General features: G+C 62.9%; 17 protein-coding genes. 8 read left to right on the top strand and 9 right to left on the bottom strand.

Annotation, left to right across the window (positions count from 1 at the left end):
- Positions 1-361: 361 nt before the first annotated feature.
- The 5 genes from Q0X68_RS03160 (at position 362) to Q0X68_RS03140 (ending at position 4,114) form a co-directional block, all read left to right on the top strand.
- The gene (locus Q0X68_RS03160; protein WP_297747439.1) at positions 362-1,018 is read left to right on the top strand and encodes a hypothetical protein; all 657 of its coding nucleotides are present in this window, start codon (positions 362-364) and stop codon (positions 1,016-1,018) included.
- Positions 1,019-1,227: 209 nt separating this feature from the next.
- Complete coding sequence (locus Q0X68_RS03155; RefSeq protein ID WP_297747436.1) at positions 1,228-1,878, top strand: hypothetical protein; 651 nt, start codon at positions 1,228-1,230, stop codon at positions 1,876-1,878.
- Positions 1,879-2,136: 258 nt separating this feature from the next.
- The gene (locus tag Q0X68_RS03150; protein WP_297747433.1) at positions 2,137-2,787 is read left to right on the top strand and encodes a hypothetical protein; all 651 of its coding nucleotides are present in this window, start codon (positions 2,137-2,139) and stop codon (positions 2,785-2,787) included.
- Complete coding sequence (locus tag Q0X68_RS03145; protein WP_297747430.1) at positions 2,781-3,707, top strand: hypothetical protein; 927 nt, start codon at positions 2,781-2,783, stop codon at positions 3,705-3,707. Before Q0X68_RS03150 ends, Q0X68_RS03145 begins: the two co-directional genes overlap by 7 nt.
- Positions 3,707-4,114: a TadE/TadG family type IV pilus assembly protein gene (locus Q0X68_RS03140; RefSeq protein WP_297747427.1), complete on the top strand. Its 408-nt coding sequence runs from the start codon at positions 3,707-3,709 to the stop codon at positions 4,112-4,114. Before Q0X68_RS03145 ends, Q0X68_RS03140 begins: the two co-directional genes overlap by 1 nt.
- A 136-nt stretch (positions 4,115-4,250) precedes the next feature.
- Here the strand turns inward: Q0X68_RS03140 and Q0X68_RS03135 are convergent, their stop codons facing one another.
- Complete coding sequence (locus Q0X68_RS03135; RefSeq protein ID WP_297747424.1) at positions 4,251-4,637, bottom strand: (deoxy)nucleoside triphosphate pyrophosphohydrolase; 387 nt, start codon at positions 4,635-4,637, stop codon at positions 4,251-4,253.
- 69 nt (positions 4,638-4,706) lie between these two features.
- On the opposite strand from Q0X68_RS03135, the gene Q0X68_RS03130 reads away from it, so the two are divergent.
- The 3 genes from Q0X68_RS03130 to Q0X68_RS03120 all read left to right on the top strand — a co-directional run bounded on the left by Q0X68_RS03130 (position 4,707) and on the right by Q0X68_RS03120 (position 10,948).
- Positions 4,707-6,014: a nitrate/nitrite transporter gene (locus Q0X68_RS03130; RefSeq protein ID WP_297747421.1), complete on the top strand. Its 1,308-nt coding sequence runs from the start codon at positions 4,707-4,709 to the stop codon at positions 6,012-6,014.
- Positions 6,015-6,094: 80 nt separating this feature from the next.
- A complete protein-coding gene (locus tag Q0X68_RS03125) occupies positions 6,095-9,124 on the top strand; it encodes a glycine--tRNA ligase (RefSeq protein WP_297747468.1) in 3,030 nt (1,009 codons plus the stop codon).
- 792 nt (positions 9,125-9,916) lie between these two features.
- A complete protein-coding gene (locus tag Q0X68_RS03120) occupies positions 9,917-10,948 on the top strand; it encodes a zinc-binding dehydrogenase (protein ID WP_297747418.1) in 1,032 nt (343 codons plus the stop codon).
- A gap of 72 nt (positions 10,949-11,020) precedes the next feature.
- Here the strand turns inward: Q0X68_RS03120 and Q0X68_RS03115 are convergent, their stop codons facing one another.
- The 8 genes from Q0X68_RS03115 to xylB form a co-directional block, all read right to left on the bottom strand.
- Positions 11,021-11,965, bottom strand: coding sequence for a phosphoglycerate dehydrogenase (locus tag Q0X68_RS03115; protein ID WP_297747415.1), 945 nt, complete (start codon positions 11,963-11,965; stop codon positions 11,021-11,023).
- An 87-nt stretch (positions 11,966-12,052) separates the two neighbouring features.
- Positions 12,053-13,093, bottom strand: a complete 1,041-nt coding sequence (locus Q0X68_RS03110; protein ID WP_297747412.1) for a zinc-binding dehydrogenase — start codon at positions 13,091-13,093, stop codon at positions 12,053-12,055.
- A 13-nt stretch (positions 13,094-13,106) separates the two neighbouring features.
- Entirely contained in the window at positions 13,107-14,150 is a 1,044-nt protein-coding gene (locus Q0X68_RS03105; protein WP_297747409.1) for a zinc-binding dehydrogenase, read from the bottom strand.
- Between the two features lie 26 nt (positions 14,151-14,176).
- Positions 14,177-15,142 carry an ABC transporter permease gene (locus Q0X68_RS03100; protein ID WP_297747406.1) on the bottom strand — a complete coding sequence of 322 codons (966 nt, stop codon included), beginning with the start codon at positions 15,140-15,142 and terminating at the stop codon, positions 14,177-14,179.
- A gap of 5 nt (positions 15,143-15,147) precedes the next feature.
- On the bottom strand, positions 15,148-16,632 hold the full coding sequence (locus Q0X68_RS03095) for a sugar ABC transporter ATP-binding protein (RefSeq protein ID WP_297747403.1): 1,485 nt from the start codon (positions 16,630-16,632) through the stop codon (positions 15,148-15,150).
- Positions 16,633-16,713: 81 nt separating this feature from the next.
- Positions 16,714-17,787 carry a substrate-binding domain-containing protein gene (locus Q0X68_RS03090; protein ID WP_297747400.1) on the bottom strand — a complete coding sequence of 358 codons (1,074 nt, stop codon included), beginning with the start codon at positions 17,785-17,787 and terminating at the stop codon, positions 16,714-16,716.
- 168 nt (positions 17,788-17,955) lie between these two features.
- Positions 17,956-18,726 (bottom strand): SDR family oxidoreductase, encoded by a 771-nt coding sequence (locus Q0X68_RS03085; protein WP_297747397.1) that lies wholly within the window; start codon positions 18,724-18,726, stop codon positions 17,956-17,958.
- Between the two features lie 58 nt (positions 18,727-18,784).
- The gene (gene xylB, locus Q0X68_RS03080) at positions 18,785-20,299 is read right to left on the bottom strand and encodes a xylulokinase (protein ID WP_297747395.1); all 1,515 of its coding nucleotides are present in this window, start codon (positions 20,297-20,299) and stop codon (positions 18,785-18,787) included.
- Between the last annotated feature and the right edge of the window lie 111 nt (positions 20,300-20,410).

Raw genomic sequence — 20,410 nt, 5'->3', positions numbered from 1 at the left:
AGTCGAAACCATCTGCGTCGTATCAGAACTGCAAAACTCGCCAACAGTGGGTCCTCTCTCCGCTCCGCCAAGCGTGAGGTCTGCAGCTGTTGGCGAGTTTTGCAGTTTTGTCGCAGCGTCTCGGGTGCCAAGCTCGATGATTGAGCCGCCACCGCAGGTGGCGTGTCGAAATCAACCACGATGACCTTCAGTGGCAGATTTGCGCCCAAACATGGACCACGATCTGCCACTGAAGCTTGCGTTCGCTCCGCGCGGTCGGGGCTGGTCAACGCACGATCAATCACCCACCTGTGGATAACTCCAGAAACTGCGACGAAGTGACCCCCACATCTGGTTCACTCAAAGCCCTGGAGGAACAATCATGGTCAAACAACGACGTCTTGGCTACGCCATCGCCACCACACTGCTACTCGCAACCGTCACCGCCTGCCAACCCGCACAACCCGGGGCACAAGAACAACCAACACCCGCAGCACCCACATCCATCCGACGCGCCCCCACCGCCAACCCAACCCCATCGCCGACGCCAGCTCCGTCACCTTCCCCAACTGCCCACGAATCCTTCCCACCACCAGAACCCGGGGAAAGTAAAGAAATCCAAGCCATAAGAGAAGGCTGGGAAGAGAACGAAATCCAATGGGACCGCTACGCAAAAGACTCCTCACTCAACGACCTCACCCCACTGGTCCTCACCACCACGGGACAATATTCCATTGACGTCGTTCATGAAATTGGTGAGCTCCGAGACCACGGCCACATCCGAGTGGGCGACGTGATCACTCGAACGATAGATATCGAAAAGCCCCAACGGAACGCTGACGGAGTCAATGTCTCCACCATCACAATTTGTAAAGATTTCACTCATCAGAACATCGTCGAGGAGAAAACAGGAAAACCTGCCAAGGCCGGGAAAGGTGGCGAGTGGACGCCGAACATCGAGTTCTCCATCATCATGGAGCAACAACCCAACGGCAGGTGGGCCGTCGCCGACTACCAAGGAAGGCCCAAACAATGCTGAAGCGCATCATCACTGTACTAATTGCAGTAGCCACAGCGCTTGCATTCCGTCCGCACTTCCCCAACCGTTGAGCGACCGTGCCCCAAGACCGTCGAGTAGGGACGAAGTCCCGAATCGAGACGCACCAATCACCAACCTGTGGATAACTACAGGAACCACTCCAAAGTGACCCCCGCATCTGGTTCACTCAAAGCCCTGGAGGAACAATCATGGTCAAACAACGACGTCTTGGCTACGCCATCGCCACCACACTGCTACTCGCAACCCTCACGGCCTGCCAACCAGCGCAACCCGAAGCGCAAGAACAACCCACGCCCGCAGCACCCACATCCATCCGACGCGCCCCCACCCCCAGCCCAACCCCATCACCGATACCAACTCCATCCCCCACAGCCCACGAATCCTTCCCGCCACCGGAGCCGGGTGAGCCCGCCGAGATCACCGCAGTACGTAAAGGCTGGGAGGAACACGAAACACAATGGGACCGCTACGCAAAAGACTCCTCACTGACAGACCTCACCCCACTGGTCCTCACCACTACCGGGCAACGTGAACTCGACGCCGTAGACGCACTCGGAGACTGGCGGGACGCAGGACGGGTTCGTGTCGGAAATGTCAGTTTCCGCAACGTCCTCATCACGACACCTCAACGCAACTCCGACGGGGTAAATGTCGCCACGCTCACTGCTTGCAAGGACTTCACTCATCAAAAAGACATTGTTGAGAAGACGGGAACAACCGCCGATCCCGGACAAGGACACCAGTGGGAACCCACCGTAGAAGTGTCAATCATCATGCAGCAGCATCTCGACGGACGATGGGTCGTAGCCGATGCGCAAGGAAAGCCGAAACAATGCTGAAACACCTCGTCACAGCCTTAGGTGTAACGCTGCTCACCTACATAGCGATCCCTGCCTATGCCACCGTCGGCTGCACTGATGGCGGGGACTGCTCCATCGAGGAAAGCCGCGGTTACCAACCGGCCACGAGTCCTCGACCGTCGAGTAAGGACGAAGTCCCGAATCGAGACGTACCAACCACGCACCTGTGGATAACTCCAGAAACTGCGACGAAGTGACCCCTACGTCTGGTTCACTCAAAACCCTGGAGGAACAATCATGGTCAAACAACGACGTCTTGGCTACGCCATCGCCACCACACTGCTGCTTGCGGCGGTCACCGCTTGCCAACCCGAGCAACCCGGGGCACAAGAACAACCCACACCCGCAGCACCCACATCCATCCGACGCGTCCCCACTAGCAGCCCAACACCATCACCGACACCGTCGCCTTCCCCCACTGCCCACGAATCCTTCCCACCACCAGAACCAGGTGAGAGCGAAGAAATCCAAGCTGTGCGCAAAGGGTGGGAAGAGCATGAGGCGCAGCTAGATCGCTACATGAAGGATTCTTCGCTCAACGACCTCACAGCACTCGTGTTCACCACGACCGGCCAACGTTCGATCGATGTCGTGGAATTCCTGGAAGACTGGCGCAAGAAAGGCCAAATCCGGGTCGGGGATGCCATCTTCCGATCAGTTTCCATCACCCCGCCTCAACGCAATGACGCGGGCGTGAACGTCAGCACACTCACAGTGTGCAAAGACTTCACCAACCAGCAAGTCATCATCGAGCAAACAGGCAAACCCGCCAAAGTCGATAAAGGCCAAGAGTGGACACCTACCGTCGAAATTTCGATCATCATGCAACAGGAACCCAGCGGTCAGTGGGTCGTCGCCGACACGCAAGGGGGTCCCAAGGAATGCTGAAACACCTCGTCACAGCCTTAGGTGTAGCGCTGCTCACCTACATGACGATCCCCGCCTATGCCATCGTCGACTGCACTGATGGCGGAAAATGCACTATCGAGGAAAGCGGTGGCCACCAGGTCCCCGGTGACCCAAATAAAACAGACGACAAACCCGCTCCCGGCAAGAAACCTGGCAAACCACGCCAATGCCACATCGGCAACCAACCCATCCCCTGCACCAACACCTTCGGAACCTGGATCAGCACCCGCCAAATGTGGTGCAAACCCAAACAACCCCAACCCCCAAATACCGACCCCATCTGGAAGAACAACACCGAAGGCAAAATCTACCTCTGCACCCGCCCCGAACACACCAACATCGCCGACCCCGCCATGCAAACCACCACATGGCTCCCCAACACCAACCCCACACCACCACCAAACCCCGAACAACTCGCCTGGAAAGCACTCGCCACCATCCACCTCCAACCCATCACCCCAGGCACCACCCCCACCACCCTCGAACAAAACCCCAACGCCCTCGGCGCCGTCGGCATGCCCCTATGGCTCTGGCCACGAAACCCCACCCCCAACCAACTAGGCCCCACCACCGCATCCGCCACCGAACAAGGCCACACCGTCACCATCACCGCCAAAGCCCAATCCATCACCTGGAACCTCGGCAACAACACCCCACCCATCACCTGCACCACCTGGAAACAACCCCACAAAAACACACACCCCAACACCCCCGTCACCTGCGGCGCACAAACCGGCTACCACCAGCAAGGCACCTACACCATCACCGCCACCACCAACTGGACCATCCACTGGCAAGGCATCGGCCAACAAGGAACCCTCCACCACACCACAACCACCCAACAAACCCTCAAAATCGGCGAACTCCAAGTACTCAACACCAACCCCAGGAACCCGTGATGAGAAGACGTGATGAGCGAGGAGCCATCGCGGTGTGGGCGTCGGTGGCATTCTTCGCATTCATGATTGCGATCGGCATTGGCGTCGATTTCTCCGGACACGCCCGCGCGGAACAAGAGCTGCGCACCGTCGCACGTGAGGCAGCTCGCACAGGGGCGCAGGAGGCGAGCGTCGTCATCGACGATGCACAACTCGATCCCACCCGCGCTGCCGCAGCTGCCAAACGCTACGTCCATGCAGCTGGCTACAAGGGCACGGCAACCGTGACAGGCGGCAGGACCGTCGAGGTGCGACTACGCGACACCTACTCCTGCAAGTTCTTGTCCATCATCGGCATTCACACTCTGCCGACGAAGGGGGCAGGGCAGGCAATCATGCAGCCGGCCTACGAAGGACGACCCGGGTAGCCGCGAAAAACCTTCATAATCCGTACGCAGATCGACCAAGCATGCCGAAATCGGGGGGTTAGCTCAATCTGCGTACGGATTTTGAAGTTTCAGTGCCGCTCACTGCCCACTCGCGCCCACACACGAGCGCTAAAGCTCAACCGTTCGTAAGGAACGCGACCGTCGGGAGATCCGCAGGCGCCCAGTCAAGCTGGGCGAGGTCCTCCGTCGCCACCCATCGCGCCTCGCTGTGCTCGATGAGCTGGGGTTCGCCGTCGACGATGGTGCACCGGTATGTCGACAGTGCGACGAGGCCGTAGCTGTAGGCGTGTTCGGTGTCGACGAGGTGCTCGCCCACGTCGACCGTGCAGCCGAGCTCCTCCTGGATCTCCCGAATAAGCGCTTGGCTAGGGGTTTCTCCTGGTTCGAGCTTGCCTCCCGGGAACTCCCAGAGCCCGTCGAGGGCACGTCCGGGCCCGCGGCGGGCAGCGAACACCAGCCCGTCGCGCATGATGACGGCTCCGACCACCTCGATGCGTTTCACGTCGACAACGTAACAGCATCCACGATCACCGCACTGCACAGTATCCTTTCCGTGAAACTAAGGCAGGTGATGATGGCTCGACGTTGGCTGGTGCTCGGGGCTGGCCTATTGGCCTACATCGTCGCGATGCTGCACCGCTCTTCATTAGGCGTGGCCGGTCTCGAGGCTGCCGACCATTTCGGGGCCACGCCGTCGGTGGTCTCGACGTTCGTCGTGATGCAGGTGGCTGTCTACGCGCTGGCGCAGATCCCCGTCGGCACGTTGCTCGACCGCTTCGGTCCGCGCCTCATGATGACGACGGGCTCCGCGGTGATGGCTTGCGGACAGCTGCTCCTTGCGACGGTCGACGTGCTGGCTTGGGCTTACGTCGCGCGGTTTCTCGTCGGGCTCGGGGACGCATGTATCTATGTGTCGCTGTTGGCGCTGATTCCCCGGTGGTTCCCGCCGACGATGGTGCCACTGCTCGCCCAGCTTGCCGGGATGACGTCGGTGTTTGGCCAGCTCGCGGCCGTCTACGGACTCCTGCCGCTCATTCAGCATCAAGGTTGGCGCTTCGGACTTCTGGTGGCCGCGGGCCTCGGGTCTGCGATGTCTGCGACGGTGTTCGCGCTCGTCCGCAATGCCCCAGGCCACCAGCAACCCGTCACACCACCACGATTGCGCGACGTCAACCGTAACCTCGCGGAGACGATCCGCCACCCAGGGACGCAGCTGGGGTTCTTCGTCCATTTGACGGCTGGGTTCTCTATGAACGCGTTCGTGCTGATGTGGGGGCTGCCGTACCTGCAACAGGCTCAGGGGTTGAGTCAGGCGATGGCGTCGCTGATGTTCACGATCATTACGGTGTCAGGCATCTTCATTGGCCCGCTGATCGGCGTGCTCACTGCTCGGCATCCGCTGCGACGGTCGAACCTCGCGCTCACCATTATCTGGGCGTCATTATTCTGCTGGCTAGCAGTTCTGCTCTGGCCGGGTCAGGCGCCGCTGTGGCTGATCGTGCTGCTGGTGCTGTCGCTGGCCGCCGGCGGGCCGGGCACCGCCGTCGGGTTCGACTACCCGCGCACGCTGCTACCCCTGGCGCGTATCGGGGTGGCTAGTGGCGTCGTCATCATGGGCGGTTTTCTGGGCGCGACGCTCACGATTCTGCTCATCGGTTGGGTACTCGACACCATCTCCGGCGGCGCCAGCTCCTACACCTTCGAGCAGTGGCAGCAGGCCATGTGGGTGCAGATTCCGATGTTCGCCTTCGGGCTGCTCGGCATCTACATCACCCGCACGCGCCTCCGTCGCCAAATGCGGGCCCAAGGCGTGACCGTGCCCACGTGGCGGGAGGCGATCGGCCGGCAGTGGCGCAACCGGCGGCAGCGCCGTCGGTGATAACGCGCCAGATCTCGTACCGGCGGCCGGGACAGGCTGACCTCCAGGCACCACGTCGCTAGACTGACCGCGTGCTGACGATGCAAGATGCCCTCCGCAAGCTTTCGGACTACTGGACTTCCAAGGGATGCCTCACGTGGCAGCCCTTCAACACGGAGGTCGGTGCCGGCACCATGAACCAGGCGACGGTGCTGCGCGTGCTCGGCCCTGAGCCGTGGGACGTGGCGTACGTCGAGCCTTCGGTGCGCCCCGACGACTCCCGCTACGGCGAGAACCCGAACCGGCTCCAGACGCACACGCAGTTCCAGGTGATCCTGAAGCCCGAGCCGGGCAACCCGCAGGAACTGTATCTCGGCTCGCTCGAGGCGCTCGGCATCGACCTCGACGCCCACGACGTGCGCTTCGTCGAAGACAACTGGCAGCAGCCGGCCATCGGCGCGTGGGGGCTGGGCTGGGAGGTCTGGCTCGACGGCATGGAGATCACGCAGTTCACCTACTTCCAGCAGGTGGGCGGGCAGAACCTCGACCCGATCCCCGTCGAACTCACCTACGGCATCGAGCGCATTTTGATGGCCCTACAAGGCAAAACGCACTTCAAGGACATCGTCTACGCCGTCGCAGCCGACGGTCGTGAGGTTACCTACGGCGAGGCGTACGGCCAGCAAGAGTACGAGATGAGCCGGTACTATCTCGACGACGCCAACGTCGACGCGAACCGCTCGCTGTACGAGGCGTACGTCTCGGAGGCGACGCGCATGGTCGAGGCTCGCCTCCCCGTGCCGGCGCACATCTACATTCTGAAATCGTCGCACGCGTTCAACGTGCTCGACGCTCGCGGCGCCATCTCCACGACGGAGCGTGCCAAGGCGTTCGCGACGATGCGCCGCCTCATGCGCGACACCGCCGCGCTCTGGGTCGAGCGGCGCGAGGAGCTCGGCTTCCCACTGCTACGCGAGGCGCAGCCCGTCGAGGCTCAGCCCGTTGTCGAGGGCGATCTGCCGACGTCCGCGCAGACCCTTGCCGTGGAGATCGGCGTCGAAGAGCTGCCCCCGCATGTGGTGGCGCCCACCGTCGATTTCGTGCGCTCGCAGCTCACCGAGAAGCTGGCGGGCACGCGCTTGGAGCACGGCGAGGTACGGGTTGAGGGCACGCCGCGACGCATCGTCGCCACCGTGGCCGACGTCGCCCCCGCCGAGCCGGACGCGAAGCAGCTGCGCAAGGGCCCGAAGTGGGCGGCGGCGTTCGACGGCGACGGCAACCCGACGAAGGCGCTGCAGGGCTTCGCTCGCGGGCAAGGTGTGGACGTCGATGCCGTAGTCAAGGCTGAGATCGGCGGGAACGAGCACGCTGCCGTCGAGGTCGAGGTGACCGGGCGCGACGTGCGCACCGTCGTGGCTGAGATCGTCGCCGATATTGTCTCAGGGTTGCGCGCCGAGAAGAACATGCGCTGGTGCGACGAGAAGCTGTCATTCTCGCGCGCTATCCGCTGGCTGGTGGCGCTGTGGGGCACCGCGGTGGTGCCGGTGGAGGTCTCGGGCGTGCGCGCAGGCCGCACCACCTACCTGCAGCGGGTGACGGCGAGCACCGCTGAGTCCAGCACGCGCGCCGACGGGGTCCCCGTCGGGTTCCGCGACGTCGCCTCCGCTGACGAGCTCATCCCCACCCTCGCTGCGGGCAAGGTGTTGCTCGCGCCGGATGAGCGCCGGGCGAGTGTCGTCGAGCAGGCTGAGCGGCTGGCGACGTCGGTGGGCGGCGTCATCGACTTCGACGCGAACGCCGCGCTGGTGGATGAGATCACCAACCTCGTGGAGGAGCCCGTCGGCATTCTCGGCACCTTCGACGAGCGGTATCTGGAGTTGCCAGAGCGCATTTTGACCTCCGTCATGGCGAAGCACCAGCGCTACCTGCCGGTGCGCGATGCCGACGGCAAACTCATGGCCTACTTCGTCACGATGGCCAACGGCACCTGCGACGAGCAGCTCGTCGCGGCCGGCAATGAGTCGGTGCTGCGCGCCCGCTACGAGGACGCGCTGTTCTTCTGGAACCAAGACCTGGCCGAGGAGCGCGTCGACGCCTTCGTGCCCGGTCTCGACAAGCTCACCTTCGAGGATCGACTCGGCTCGGTGGGCCAACGCGCGCGTCGCATCGCCGACGTCGCAGGGGGGCTGGCGGACATCGTCGGGCTGGAAGATCGAGCGACGCTGCAGCGCGCCGGCGAGCTCGCAAAGTTCGACCTGGCTACCAATCTTGTTGTGGAGATGAGCTCCCTGGCGGGCTTCGTCGCGCGCGAATATGCGGTGCGCAAGGGCGAGACGCAGGCCGTCGCCGATGCCCTGTACGAGATGGAGCAGCCGCACACGTCCGCCGACGATGTGCCCTCGACGGTGCCCGGCGCGCTGCTGGCGTTGGGCGACCGCCTCGACCTCCTGGCCGCCATGTTCGCGCTCGGCGTGAAACCGACTGGTTCGTCAGACCCGTTCGGGCTGCGACGCGCCGCGCTCGGCGTCGTGCGGGTCCTGCGTGAGGTGCCCGGCGTCGAAGCAATAACGATCCGACAAGGCCTCGAGGCGGCCGTCGCGCGCATCGCCGAGCAGGGCGTTGACGTGGTCGACGGCGCAGTCGATGCCGCGGAGGAGTTCACCGTTGGACGCTTCGCGCAGCTGCTGCGCGACGAGGGCCACTCGGCTGAGATCGTCGCCGCGGTGCTGCCTGCGGCGAATGCCCCTGGCCGCGCCGCGCGTCTGCTGCGCGAGATCGTTGATGCCGGCGACTCGGTGAAACCCCTTGTCGCGGCGCTCGTGCGCATTCAGCGGATCCTCCCCGACGACGCACCCGCCAGCTACGACGCGGCCCTGCTCACCGAGCCAGCCGAGGTGGCGCTGCGCGAACAGCTCGAGGCACTGCCCGACGGACTCCCCGACGTGCCGCTGGCGGAACTCGTGCAGTGCACGGCACCGCTCGTCGACGCCGCGCAGCGGTTCTTCGATGACATCCTCGTGAACGCCGACGACGACGCCGTCCGCGCGTCGCGCCAGGGGCTGCTCGCCAGCGTGCTGGCAGTGGCACCGTCGGATATCGACTGGAAAGCCCTCGACGTCGCGCTGGGCTGATGAAGCGTGTGTGGGGGGCAACTGTCGTTCCTGGCCCCATATCTATGTGGGGGCACCGACCTTCGTGTCATGCAGACTTCGACGCACCCACGGAAATGATGGTCGCCGCCTCCAACGACCCTGAGTTTCGCCCTGTCCGTACCTGCCGAGATCATGACCCCAAAATTTGAAGATTCCTTTGAGCCACGCATTGAAATGGGTTGGAACAGTGCTCGCAGATGCCACGCCGGCCAATGTGTTGTAAGCGAGACGGGCAGCCATTGAGCACTCACGTGAAACGAGGAAACAGCGCGGAGTCCAGATCGGACTGTAGTACCTGGATCGCTCTCCCTGGGAAGGCCTTAGACGAGCTCCACAACGAAAAAGGGTAGCCATGAGCACAAGCAACCATGAGCACAGGTATCTGATCCTATGCGAATACGAGTATGAGACAGCCCTCGAGCTCTGGCTGGACAAGGGCTTGTAGAGGCGCTGGCATTGTTGGCTTGCCGCCGATGCCGGCTGAAGCTTGACAGGACGAGACCTAAGTCAGTGCAAAGATTCCGCACATGCATTCGAGAGTATGTCCGAGCCTGCCTCAGCGCCAACCCGGGCACGAATGGATTGACTGCCCGACCTATGCGGGCAGCACGGCCAGGAGGCTCGGAAGGTACAGCGAAATGGCCCAATCCGAGCCACTCGCCTCTTCGCTGACGTCGTGTGACACGCTCCGTTCTATGCACTCCCCGCCCACCATTTGGTGCCCTCTGCGCTATTCTCAGATGAGGTAACGTTCCTACAAGGAGGACAAGGTTGTTCGCAGCATATCTCCCCGGCGGAAGCCGAGTTGAGCTCAAGGAAGTTCCAGACCCCACCCCCGGCCCAGGTCAGGTTCGCATCGCCATGCGCGCTTCGACCATTTGCGGTAGCGACCTCAGGGCGATCTACCGAGAGCATCTCGGCGAAGGACCAGAGGCATACCAAGGCGTCATCAGCGGCCACGAGCCATCGGGCCGTGTCGAGTCCGTCGGCGAAGGCGTCGACCGGATCAAGCCGGGCGACCGTGTGGTGGTCTATCACATCAGCGGCTGCGGCCAATGCGCCGAATGCCGCAAGGGCTACCAGATCTCGTGTCTCTCCCCAAAGCGCGCAGCATACGGCTGGCAGCGTGACGGTGGCCACTCCGACTATCTCATCGCCGACGAAGCCGACTGCCTCACCCTACCCGATAGCCTGACGTTCGTCGACGGTGCCTGCATCGCCTGCGGCTTCGGGACTGCTTATGAGGCACTCCGTCGCATCGACATCAGCGGCCGCGACTATGTGCTGATCACTGGTCTCGGCCCGGTCGGTCTGGCTGCAGGGCTCTTGGCCAAGAGGCTCGGCGCCGCGCGGATTGTCGGTGTTGACCTCAACCCGGACCGTCGCGAACTCGCCGAACAGCTCGGTGCGGTCGACTTTGCCATCGAGGCGGGATCACCCCGACTGGCCGAGTTGCTGCCCGATGGTGCCGACGCCGGCATCGACTGCTCGGGGAGCAGCGCCGGGCAGGTTGCGACGATCCATGCCACCAGGGCGTGGGGCCGCGTCGCACTCGTCGGCGAGGGCAGCATCATAAACGACCTCGATGTGAGCCACGCGTTGATCCACAAGCAGCTCACTGTCTATGGCTCGTGGGTGACGTCCACCGGCCACATGATGGAGCTCCTGCAGCTGTTGGACCGCTGGGGGCTGCATCCCGAGCGAGTCGTCACGGAGCGATTCCTGATCACGGAAGCGGCCAAGGCCTACGCGACAGCAGATGCTGCCCAGGCAGGCAAGGTGGCCATTGTTTGGGAGGACTGAGCCAGACGGTATAAAGACGCTGTGAGGGGGAGGCTGATCGTCCTCCTCCTCACTTTTCGCCACCACCGTGAGTCAACGCTCACGGAGCATTCTCAACAGATTCTCGGTCGACGTCACCGCCATCCGCTCCACGGCCTCACCCGTGAAGGCACCCAAATGCGGCGTCAACACGAAGTTCGGCAACTGCAGCAGCGGGTGATCCGCCGATGGCGGTTCCTGCGAGAAGACGTCCTGACCGGCAAACCCGAGTGCGCCTTCCCGAAGCGCGCAGTGCAGCGCGTCCTCGTCCACAAGCTCGCCACGCGCCGTATTGATGAGTATCGCAGTGGGCTTCATCGTCGCTAAGCGTTCGGCATTGACGAGGTGTCGCGTCTCGTCGGTCACCGGCAGGTGCAGGCTCACGACGTCGGACTCCGAAAATAGCGCGTCGAGGTCTTCCGTACAAGTGGCACCGATGGCACGGATCGATGCGTCGTCGGGCAAGAACGGATCATAGACTTGCACGTCCATCGCGAGCCCAACACACCGCTCAGCCACCGCTCGGCCAATCTGTCCACCGCCAACAATCCCGACCCGTTTCCCGGTCAGCTCGGCACCCATCGTGCGTCCCCACCCGCCGTTCCGCACGACACGGATATGCTCGGACATACGTCGCGCACCCTCGAACATGAGTCCTACTGCCAATTCAGCCACGGAGATGCTGTTCGTGCCACGGGCATTGTCGACGGCGATTCCCTTGGCCTTGCATGCGGGAAGATCGATGTTATCCATCCCCACGCCGTACTTGGACACGGCGCGAAGGTCCGCACAGGCGTCGACAACAGCCTGACTGATGGGATCTACTCCGACGATGATCCCGACAACCCCATTGCTTGCCCGCTCGATGAGCTCCTCTGCGCTCAGGGTGTGGCCGGTCTCATTGAATTCAATGTCATATCCCGCGTCTTCGAGCATCTGAACTGGCACGGCCTTGTACTTTGTGAATGACTTGGGCGTGATGAGAATTCTTTGGTTCATTGGCGTTCCTTGTCCTGAAAGAGGGGCTACTTGACAGCACCACGTGCTCCCGTGGCGGGCGAATATGCGGGGTCGGGGTTAATCAGATCAGCGCTCGGCATCGCCTAAATCGACGTAGACCTTCATGAGGCTGTTCCGCTCGGTATCTGCGATGCGGTAGGCATCGGGATACTGCTCGAACGGCACTACCCGCGACACCAGGACCTTGAGGTTGACCTTTCCCTCAGCCACCAGCTTCGATGCGGCAACGAAATCTTGGTCCTGATACATGGCGCTGCCGAAGATCGTCAGTTCGTGGTCTTGGACAAAGCCCATGTTCATGGGCACCAGTTCTCCCACGACTCCGACAACGACGACCGTGCCGCCCTTGCGCACCAGATCGAGAGTTCCTGCGACGGTGGGCATGGCTCCCACACATTCGAACACGATGTCTGCGAGTACTCCGCCAAAGGCGTCACGCACCTGATCCGGGGTGGCTGGCGCCGAACCATCACCAACGAGAGCGATGTCGCATTCCGCCGCCTTATCACGACGATAGGGGCTCAGCTCGCTAAGAATGACTTTGCTCGCGCCCATAGCTCGGGCGACCTGGGCTGTGAGATTGCCCACAGGTCCGCCACCGATCACCAACACTGCCTTGCCTTCCACCGTCAGGACACGGTCAACGGCATGCACGGCGACTGCGAGCGGCTCCAGTGCTGCTGCCTCGAATCTGTCGGTGCCTTCGGGCACGACAGTGACTCGTTGGGCGGGGAGCACGTAGAAATCGCTGCCGAGACCAACGGTCTGGAAACCCATCACCTTAAGCTCATCACAGATGTGATAGAGCCCTGCCACGCACTGCTCACACGTGCCGCACGCAACCTGGGGCTGGACGACCACACGGTCGCCCACCTTGGGCCCGCGCACGTCGGGGGCCACCTCGACGATGTCGCCGCAGACCTCGTGGCCTTGAACCACGGGGTAGCCCGTGTACGGGTGGGTGCCGTGGAAGACGTGGATGTCCGAGCCGCAGATGCCCAGGGCACGAATGCGGAGCTTGACCTCTCCGGGGCCCACGGATGGGATCTCCGCCTCGCGGAATTCAACCTTGCCCGGCTCGGGCATGATCATCTGACGCATGGTCATGTGCTGAGTCCTTTCAGTGCTCGAACTTGAAAATGATCTTCTTCTGGGTGCCTCCGGTCAGGTACTGCTGCTGGAGGTAGGTGGGGGCGTCGGCGATCGGCACCACCGCAGAAACGAAGTCCTCGAGCTGCAGGCGCCCCTCGCGGATCCACTGGATGACCTGTTCGTGGCAGGCACCTTCTTCGTCCTTGCGGGGCATCTGCTGGAACTTGAGGGTCCAGTTGTAGGGGGCGGCACTCCAGTCGAGCTGCATGGCGTTGCTCTTGGGCACCCCGTAGGCGAAGACGACACCGCGGTCACGGATCAGGCCGAGGGCCTCGTTGATGATCTCCGGCTTGCCCACGGCGTCGACCACACCACCCAGCCCATCGGGAGTAGCAGTACGGATGGCCTCCGCGAGATCCTCGACGGACGTGTCGATGCAGCGATCGGCACCGAAGCTGCTCATCAGCTCCGCCTTGGCTTGGCTCCGCACGACGACGGTGACGTCCTCGGCACCCAACAGCTTCAGCAACTTGGTGAAGGTCATGGCGACCGGCCCCGAGCCGTACACACACAGCGGTGCGTCGAGTGGCAGGCCACTGACCTGGATGCTGCTCAGCACCTCACGGAGGGTGACCATCACCGGAGCGAGCACCGGGTCGATGTCCGCGGGCACGATGGACTGCGCCGGCGCCACCTCGGCAGCGCCCGGCACGGCAGCGTCGTCGACGAGCCCGTACTCACTGAAGGCGCCCCACGCTGACCCGAGTACTTGGTCGTTGGCCACCGGCTCGCCAACGACGGGCAGCATGACGACGTCGCCCACCTGGTAGGACACCACTTGATCGCCGACCTCGACGACGCGGCCGACGGACTCATGTCCGATCACCAACGGATACTGGTCGGGGTCAACGCCCTTGAAGCACTGGTGGACCAACGTGTTGTCCGTGCCGCAGACACCACCGCTGATGATCTGCACGAGTGCCTGCCAAGGCTGCGGCTTGGGCACGTCGACATCCCAGAGTTCGAGAGTGCCGTCGGGTTGGACGACGAGTGACTGCATGGTGCGACTCATTGCTGCTCCTGTTGGATGTGGGCGGTCTAGACGGTTCGTTCTTGCTTGCTGGTCATGACCTGGAGAAGCACGGCGGCGATGATGATGACGCCCTTGATGATGTCCTGAGGGTACGAGGGCACCGCCATGAGGTTCATGATGTTGCCGATGAGGCCGAGGATGAGCGCGCCGGCGACGGTGTTCATGACGAAGCCACGACCACCGGCAAGGCTCGCTCCACCGATGACGACGGCGGCGATGGCGTCGAGCTCCTGTCCGAGACCCACCGTCGCGCTACCCGTCGACGACCGGGCTGCGACGTAGACGCCGGCCATGGCCGCGAGCACACCGGAGAGGGCGTACGTCGACAAGACGTAGCGCTTCGTGGGCACGCCAGCGAGCTGGAGAGCGGTCTCGTTGCTGCCGATGGCGATGACCTTGCGGCCATAGCCGGTGAAGCGATGGACGATCATGAGCAGGACGATCACGATGAGGGTGATCCAGATGATCGGGTAGAAGAGGTGTGCCGAGACGAGCTCGCTCAGGGTCCCGGACGTCACCTTGATCGGCCGGCCGTTGGTGATGACGAAGGCCACGCCTCTCGCGATGGTCATGGTCGCCAACGTCGCGACGAAGCCTTGGATCCCGAAATAGGCCACGAACACACCGGACATGACGCCGAAAGCCAGACCGATGAAGAGCGTCACGAGGATGGACACCGAATAGTGCATCCCGAACTCCATGATCATGGTGGCGGACACCGTCGCACCGACCGCCATCACGGACCCGACCGAGAGGTCGATGCCGCCAGTGAGGATGACGAACAGCAGACCGAGGGCCACCATGATGGGGCCTGCCTGCTGCAACAGGATGTTGCGGAAGTTCATCGCGGTCAGGAAGTTGTCCGAAAGGAATGCGCTCACGATCACCAAAATCAGGAGGATGATGAACGTGTTGTTGCGAATCAACGCGCCCTTCCAGTTGAAGGACCGTGCTGCAGACTCTGTAGCCATGTGGATCACACACCCATAGAAAGCTTGATGAGGTTGTCTTCGGTGAGGTCTTCCTTCGCGACTTCACCGGCGATCGCGCCATCCCGCATGACGATCGTCCGATCGCAGATGCCGATGATCTCGATCATTTCCGACGAGATCACGATGACCCCGACGCCCGCCTCCGCCAGCTGGTTGATGAGGCGATAGATCTCCACCTTTGCCCCGACGTCAACGCCGCGGGTGGGCTCGTCGAGGATGATGAGCTCGGTGTCGACAGCGAGCCACTTGGCGAGGGAGACCTTCTGCTGGTTGCCACCGCTGAGGCTGTTGACCGGGTCGTCGACCTTGCCGTACTTGGTGGTCAGGCTGTCGAGCAGTTCGGTGACGAACGCCCGCTCCTTCTTGGCATTGATGAACCCATCGCCCACCTGCGACACCAGCGTCGAGTTGATACGGATGGGTTCGGGCAGCACCAGCCCTTGGGACTTCCGATCCTCCGGCAAGAGGCCGATGCCCATTCGGATGGCTGCGCGGGGGTTCTTGGGCGCGATTTCCTTGCCCTTCCAGATCACGGTGCCGCCGGTACGCCTATCCGCGCCGAACAGGGCGCGCATCGTCTCCGTGCGGCCGGAACCGACGAGGCCGCTGAAGCCGACGACTTCCCCGCGTCGCACGTTGAAGCTTACGTCGTGGATGCGATCACCAGCGCACAGACCTTCAACCTTGAGCAGTTCATCGCCGATCTCCGCATGCCGTTCGGGGAACATCTGCATGATGTCGCGCCCAACCATCAGTTTCACGAGTTGGGCTTGCGTGATGTCGTCGACGTTGACGGTGTCGACGTAGGCACCGTCCTTGAGGACGGTGATGCGGTCCGCGATCGCGAACAGCTCCTCGAGACGGTGCGAGATGTAGAGGATGGTGACGCCCTCGTCGCGCAGCTTCCTGATGAGTTCGAGGAGCACCTGGGTCTCGTTGTGCGTCAGCACGGCCGTGGGCTCGTCGAAGACGATGATCTTGGAGTTGCGGGCGATGGACTTGGAGATCTCGACGATCTGCTGGTAGCCGACGCTGAGATCACGGACGGTGGTGGTGGGGCGGATCTGCCCGAAACCGAGCCGCTCGAGCTGCTCGGCTGCCTGACGGTTGAGTTCCCGCCAGTTGATGAAGATGCTCTTCTTCGAGCCCAGCGTGTCGATGAAGATGTTCTCGGCGACGGTGAGATCTGGAGCGAGCATGAACTCCTGGTAGATCACGGAGACGCCACGATCGAGGATATCGCGAGGCGAGCTGGGCTCGACCTGCTCACCGTCGATGGTGATCGTTCCCGAATCCTTCATGTAAGCGCCCGCGAGGATCTTCATGAGCGTGGACTTGCCAGCGCCGTTCTCGCCGATGAGTGCGTGGACCTCGCCGCGACGCACGTCGAGTGACACGTCCTTGAGCGCATGCACACCGCCAAATCGCTTGGAGATGTTGCGCATCTGGATGATCGAGTCCTCGGTCACGTTGACCTCACTTCACTTCGTGGTTGCTCTGGGGGGAATGTGGGGTGGGCCCGTCACTCAGTGGCGGGCCCACCCGCGCGGTCAGAAGCCGAACTCGTAGTACTTGTCGACGTTGTCCTTCACGACGGCAACGGGCTCGGTCAGCGTGATCCGGTCGTAGCTCTCCGGGTCCTTGCCATCGACCAGGATCTCCTTGGCGATCTCGACGCCCTTCTCAGCGACGAGCGACGGGCTGTTCAGGCCGGTGCCGAAGTACTTGTCCTCCTTGATGAGGTCCATGGCACGGTGGGCACCATCGGCAGCGGCGACGAGTTCGACCTTGTCGAGACCGGAGTTCGCAAGCGCAGTCATGGCGCCGAACAGCATCTGATCGTTCTCACCGAGCACGGCGGTCAAATCGGGGTTCGCGGTGATGAGGTCCTCGGCAGCGGCCAGGCCGTCGGCCTCGGTCCACGAGCCCCAGCCCTGACCGACGACGCTGAACTTCGCGTCGGCGTTGGAGGCCTTGCCCTTCGAGGTGAGCTCCTGCTCGAACTCCTCAGCCTTCTTCCAGGCCTCCTCGGCGCTCAGGCCGGTCTTGCCCTCGATGATGCCGGCGAAGAGGCCGGTACGACGCTCGAGGCCAGCGACGTTGCCCTGCATGCCGCTGAGGATCACGGACTTGATCTGCTTGTCACCGACGTGCTTCGCGTAGGCGAGCCCGACGAGACGGCCGTTCCCCTTGTTGTCGGAGTACACGGTGGTGATGTCCTGAGCTTCCTCGCCCACACCGGAGTCGAGGTTGATGACCGGGATGCCGGCTTCATGAGCCTTGTTGATGCTGGGCACGATGGCGTCGGGCTCGACCGAGTCGACGAAGATAAGGTCCTTGCCCTGGGCGATGAAGGTCTCCATATTCTCGGCTTCCTTGGCGGTATCGCCGTTGGCGTCGAGAATCGTGAGCTCCCAGCCGTTCGCCTCCGAGAACTTGGTCACGTTCTCTGCGAGCGAGATGAAGTACGGGGAGTCCTGGACCTTGAGCGCGAAGCCGACGGAGATCTTCTCGCCGGCCTTGTCGCCACCGGCCTTGTCGCCTCCGTCGCCGCAACCGGTGAGAGCGATGGCGCTGACCGCGGTCAGAGTGATGACCTTGAGTGCCTTTGACTTGATTGACATTGTGCTTCCTTGTCATTTGTCGGCCGTAGCCACTCCATGCGGGTACGGGTCAGTGGATCGTTGGTCGGGAGCGGCATCGGTGCCGATCCCCATATGTGGCGGTGGCCGGCAGCCACCGCGGTTGTTCTTTGCCGGGACCAGCACTGGCTGGCTCGGCTGAATCTTGGGTCAGACGATGGTGAAGCCACCGTCGATCACGAGCTCAGCGCCCGTGGTGAAGCTGGCGGAGTCGGAGAGCAGGTAAAGGACGCCACTGGCGAGTTCCTCGGGACGTCCCAGACGCTTCATCGGCGTCCAATCCGCCCACTTGTCGCGCCAATCCTCACGGACGAACGACGTGAGCTCGGTGAAGATGTAGCCGGGGCTGATGCAGTTCACCCGGATGCCGTATTCGGCCCACTCGTAGGCGAGGCTCTTGGTCAGGTGCACGACACCGGCCTTGGACGTGTTGTATGAGGCCTGCAGCTGCGGGTAGTTGACGATGATCGCGGACATGGAACCCGTGTTGACGATCGACCCCTTGAGTCTGCCCTTGATCAACTTGCGGCCGAAGGCTTGGGCGACGTTGAACACACCGTGGAGGTTGACGTCGATGACACGCCGCCACTCCTCGGGCTCGAGATCGATCACCGGCTTCTGCAGGACGATACCGGCGTTGTTGTGCAGCAGGGTGATGGGGCGATCGTCCTCCCACACGGAGTCGAGTGCGGCGGTCACGGCTGCAGGGTCGGTCACGTCGACCTCACGAGCGACGACGTCCTTGCCCGTGCTTGCTGTCAATTCCTTTGCAGTGGCCTGTACGGCATCACCTTGGATGTCGAACAAGACGAGGTCTGCCCCGGCCTTGCCAAGGACCTCGGCAACTGCCCGGCCGATGCCACGAGCCGAGCCGGTGATGAGGGCTCGCTTGCCCTGCAACGAGAAGAGCTCTTCCAACATGTGTATTCCTTCTGTGTCTTGCCTGAGACGGCTCGTGTGTCGTCGGGGCGTTTGTCCGTCAAGCGTGCTGTGCGTAGACCGGTCGCAGCGCGTGGTAGAAGTCGTCAAACCGCTCGCGGGCGCGACGGTAGGTGTCGGCATTGCCCGCGTCCGGCCCGAGCGTCGTTTCGATGTCGATGAAGCGGTCGATCACGCTGAAGTCCTCGAAGACTCCAGCACCGACGCCGGCGATGATGGCGGCGCCCATCGAACCGGCTTCCTCCAGCAACCGCGGGACCCTGATGGTGATGCCGAGAACGTCGGCGACGATGTGCTGCCACGGCACCGACTTCGATCCGCCGCCCACCATGGTGAGCTCGGTCAGGGGGAGGTCAGCGGCCAGGATGTCGAATCCGATCGCAAGATTGAAGATGACGCCCTCCATGACCGCCCGGAAGATGTCGCCAGCCGAGGTATTCGGTTCGATACCCAAGAGGCTGCCTCGCGAATGCACATCCCAACGGGGGGCTCGTTCGCCGAGCAGGTAGGGCAGGAAGATGGCACCGTTGGCGCCGGCCGGGCTGGCCTCGATGAGCTCGTTGATGCGGTCGTAGACCCCATCCGCAGGCTCGTGGCCCAGCAGCGCCGCATTGCAGAGTGCTTGCTTGGACCAAGCTAGCGAGCCGCCTGCGTACTGCATGGTGCCATTGGGCGCGTACTTGCCGGGGATCGCGTGCGCCCACGTCACCGTGCGCATCTCGGGGTCGAACACCGGCTGGTCCGCCGTCGCGGTGATCCACGCCGACGTGCCGAGGCAGCAGTACGCCTGCCCATGTTCGACCGCGCCCGCGCCGATGTTGGCGGTAACGCCGTCCCCAGCACCGACAACCACCTTGGTGGCGGGGTGCAGGCCCAGCTCGTCGCAGACCGCGGGGAGCACGGTCCCGGCGACGTGAGTCGAGGGCATGGCGTCGGGGAACAGATCGACGTCGATGCCGGCAGCATCGAGGATCCGGGTCGACCACTGCCGAGAGGTGATGTCGAAGCAGCCCATCGAGTTGGCGTCGGAGTGGTCCGTCACAAACGCTCCGGTGAGCTTGTAGATCACGTAGTCCTTGGCGTTGAGCACCTTGTGGGTCCGCTCGAACGTCTCCGGCTCGTGGTCGCGGATCCACATGAGCTTCTGGATGCCATAGGACGGGGTGTTCCGGTGGCCGACGATCCGGTAGAACTCCTCCAAGGGGATGGCATCCCCCAGCTCGGCGCTCTGTTCCTCGGAGCGTTGGTCAGCCCAGATGATCGAGTTGCGCAGGGGCTGGCCCTGCGCATCGACGCAGAGGCAACCCATCATCTGGCCACTGAAGCTGATGGCCACGACGGCAGCCGGGTCGATCTGGCAGGCGGCCATCAACTCCGTGGTCGAGTCCTTCACGGCAGTCCACCAGTCGTTCGCATCCTGCTCGACGCGGTTGTCGCCTTGGTAGAAGGTGGGGTATCCGACGGTCCTGCTGGCCACGAGCGCGCCATCGGTGGAGAACAAGGTCGCCTTGTTTCCCGAGGTGCCCAGATCATGGGCGATGATGTATCGCTGCATTGTCCCTACTCCAACACCGGTGTTGCACAATTGATCGAGTCCATGGCCGAGTCATCAGACCCGGAGGAACCACTCCTGAACCAGCTGCATCGTTGCTCCATCGCGCTGCTT

This window comes from uncultured Tessaracoccus sp., from assembly GCF_947286155.1.
GTDB lineage: Bacteria > Actinomycetota > Actinomycetes > Propionibacteriales > Propionibacteriaceae > Arachnia.
The sequence above is the reverse complement of the archived record's forward strand: the minus strand, read 5'-3'. Positions and strand labels throughout refer to the sequence as shown.

Excerpts from the sequence above, each read along its gene's own strand:
- Q0X68_RS03150 (WP_297747433.1), top strand. The coding sequence starts at position 2,137 with ATGGTCAAACAACGACGTCTTGGCTACGCCATCGCCACCACACTGCTG.
- Q0X68_RS03110 (WP_297747412.1), bottom strand. The coding sequence starts at position 13,093 with ATGACCATGCGTCAGATGATCATGCCCGAGCCGGGCAAGGTTGAATTC.
- xylB (WP_297747395.1), bottom strand. The coding sequence starts at position 20,299 with ATGCAGCGATACATCATCGCCCATGATCTGGGCACCTCGGGAAACAAG.
- Q0X68_RS03160 (WP_297747439.1), top strand. The coding sequence starts at position 362 with ATGGTCAAACAACGACGTCTTGGCTACGCCATCGCCACCACACTGCTA.
- Q0X68_RS03155 (WP_297747436.1), top strand. The coding sequence starts at position 1,228 with ATGGTCAAACAACGACGTCTTGGCTACGCCATCGCCACCACACTGCTA.
- Q0X68_RS03100 (WP_297747406.1), bottom strand. The coding sequence starts at position 15,142 with ATGGCTACAGAGTCTGCAGCACGGTCCTTCAACTGGAAGGGCGCGTTG.
- Q0X68_RS03140 (WP_297747427.1), top strand. The coding sequence starts at position 3,707 with ATGAGAAGACGTGATGAGCGAGGAGCCATCGCGGTGTGGGCGTCGGTG.
- Q0X68_RS03090 (WP_297747400.1), bottom strand. The coding sequence starts at position 17,787 with ATGTCAATCAAGTCAAAGGCACTCAAGGTCATCACTCTGACCGCGGTC.
- Q0X68_RS03085 (WP_297747397.1), bottom strand. The coding sequence starts at position 18,726 with ATGTTGGAAGAGCTCTTCTCGTTGCAGGGCAAGCGAGCCCTCATCACC.
- Q0X68_RS03145 (WP_297747430.1), top strand. The coding sequence starts at position 2,781 with ATGCTGAAACACCTCGTCACAGCCTTAGGTGTAGCGCTGCTCACCTAC.
- Q0X68_RS03130 (WP_297747421.1), top strand. The coding sequence starts at position 4,707 with ATGATGGCTCGACGTTGGCTGGTGCTCGGGGCTGGCCTATTGGCCTAC.
- Q0X68_RS03125 (WP_297747468.1), top strand. The coding sequence starts at position 6,095 with ATGCAAGATGCCCTCCGCAAGCTTTCGGACTACTGGACTTCCAAGGGA.
- Q0X68_RS03115 (WP_297747415.1), bottom strand. The coding sequence starts at position 11,965 with ATGAACCAAAGAATTCTCATCACGCCCAAGTCATTCACAAAGTACAAG.
- Q0X68_RS03105 (WP_297747409.1), bottom strand. The coding sequence starts at position 14,150 with ATGAGTCGCACCATGCAGTCACTCGTCGTCCAACCCGACGGCACTCTC.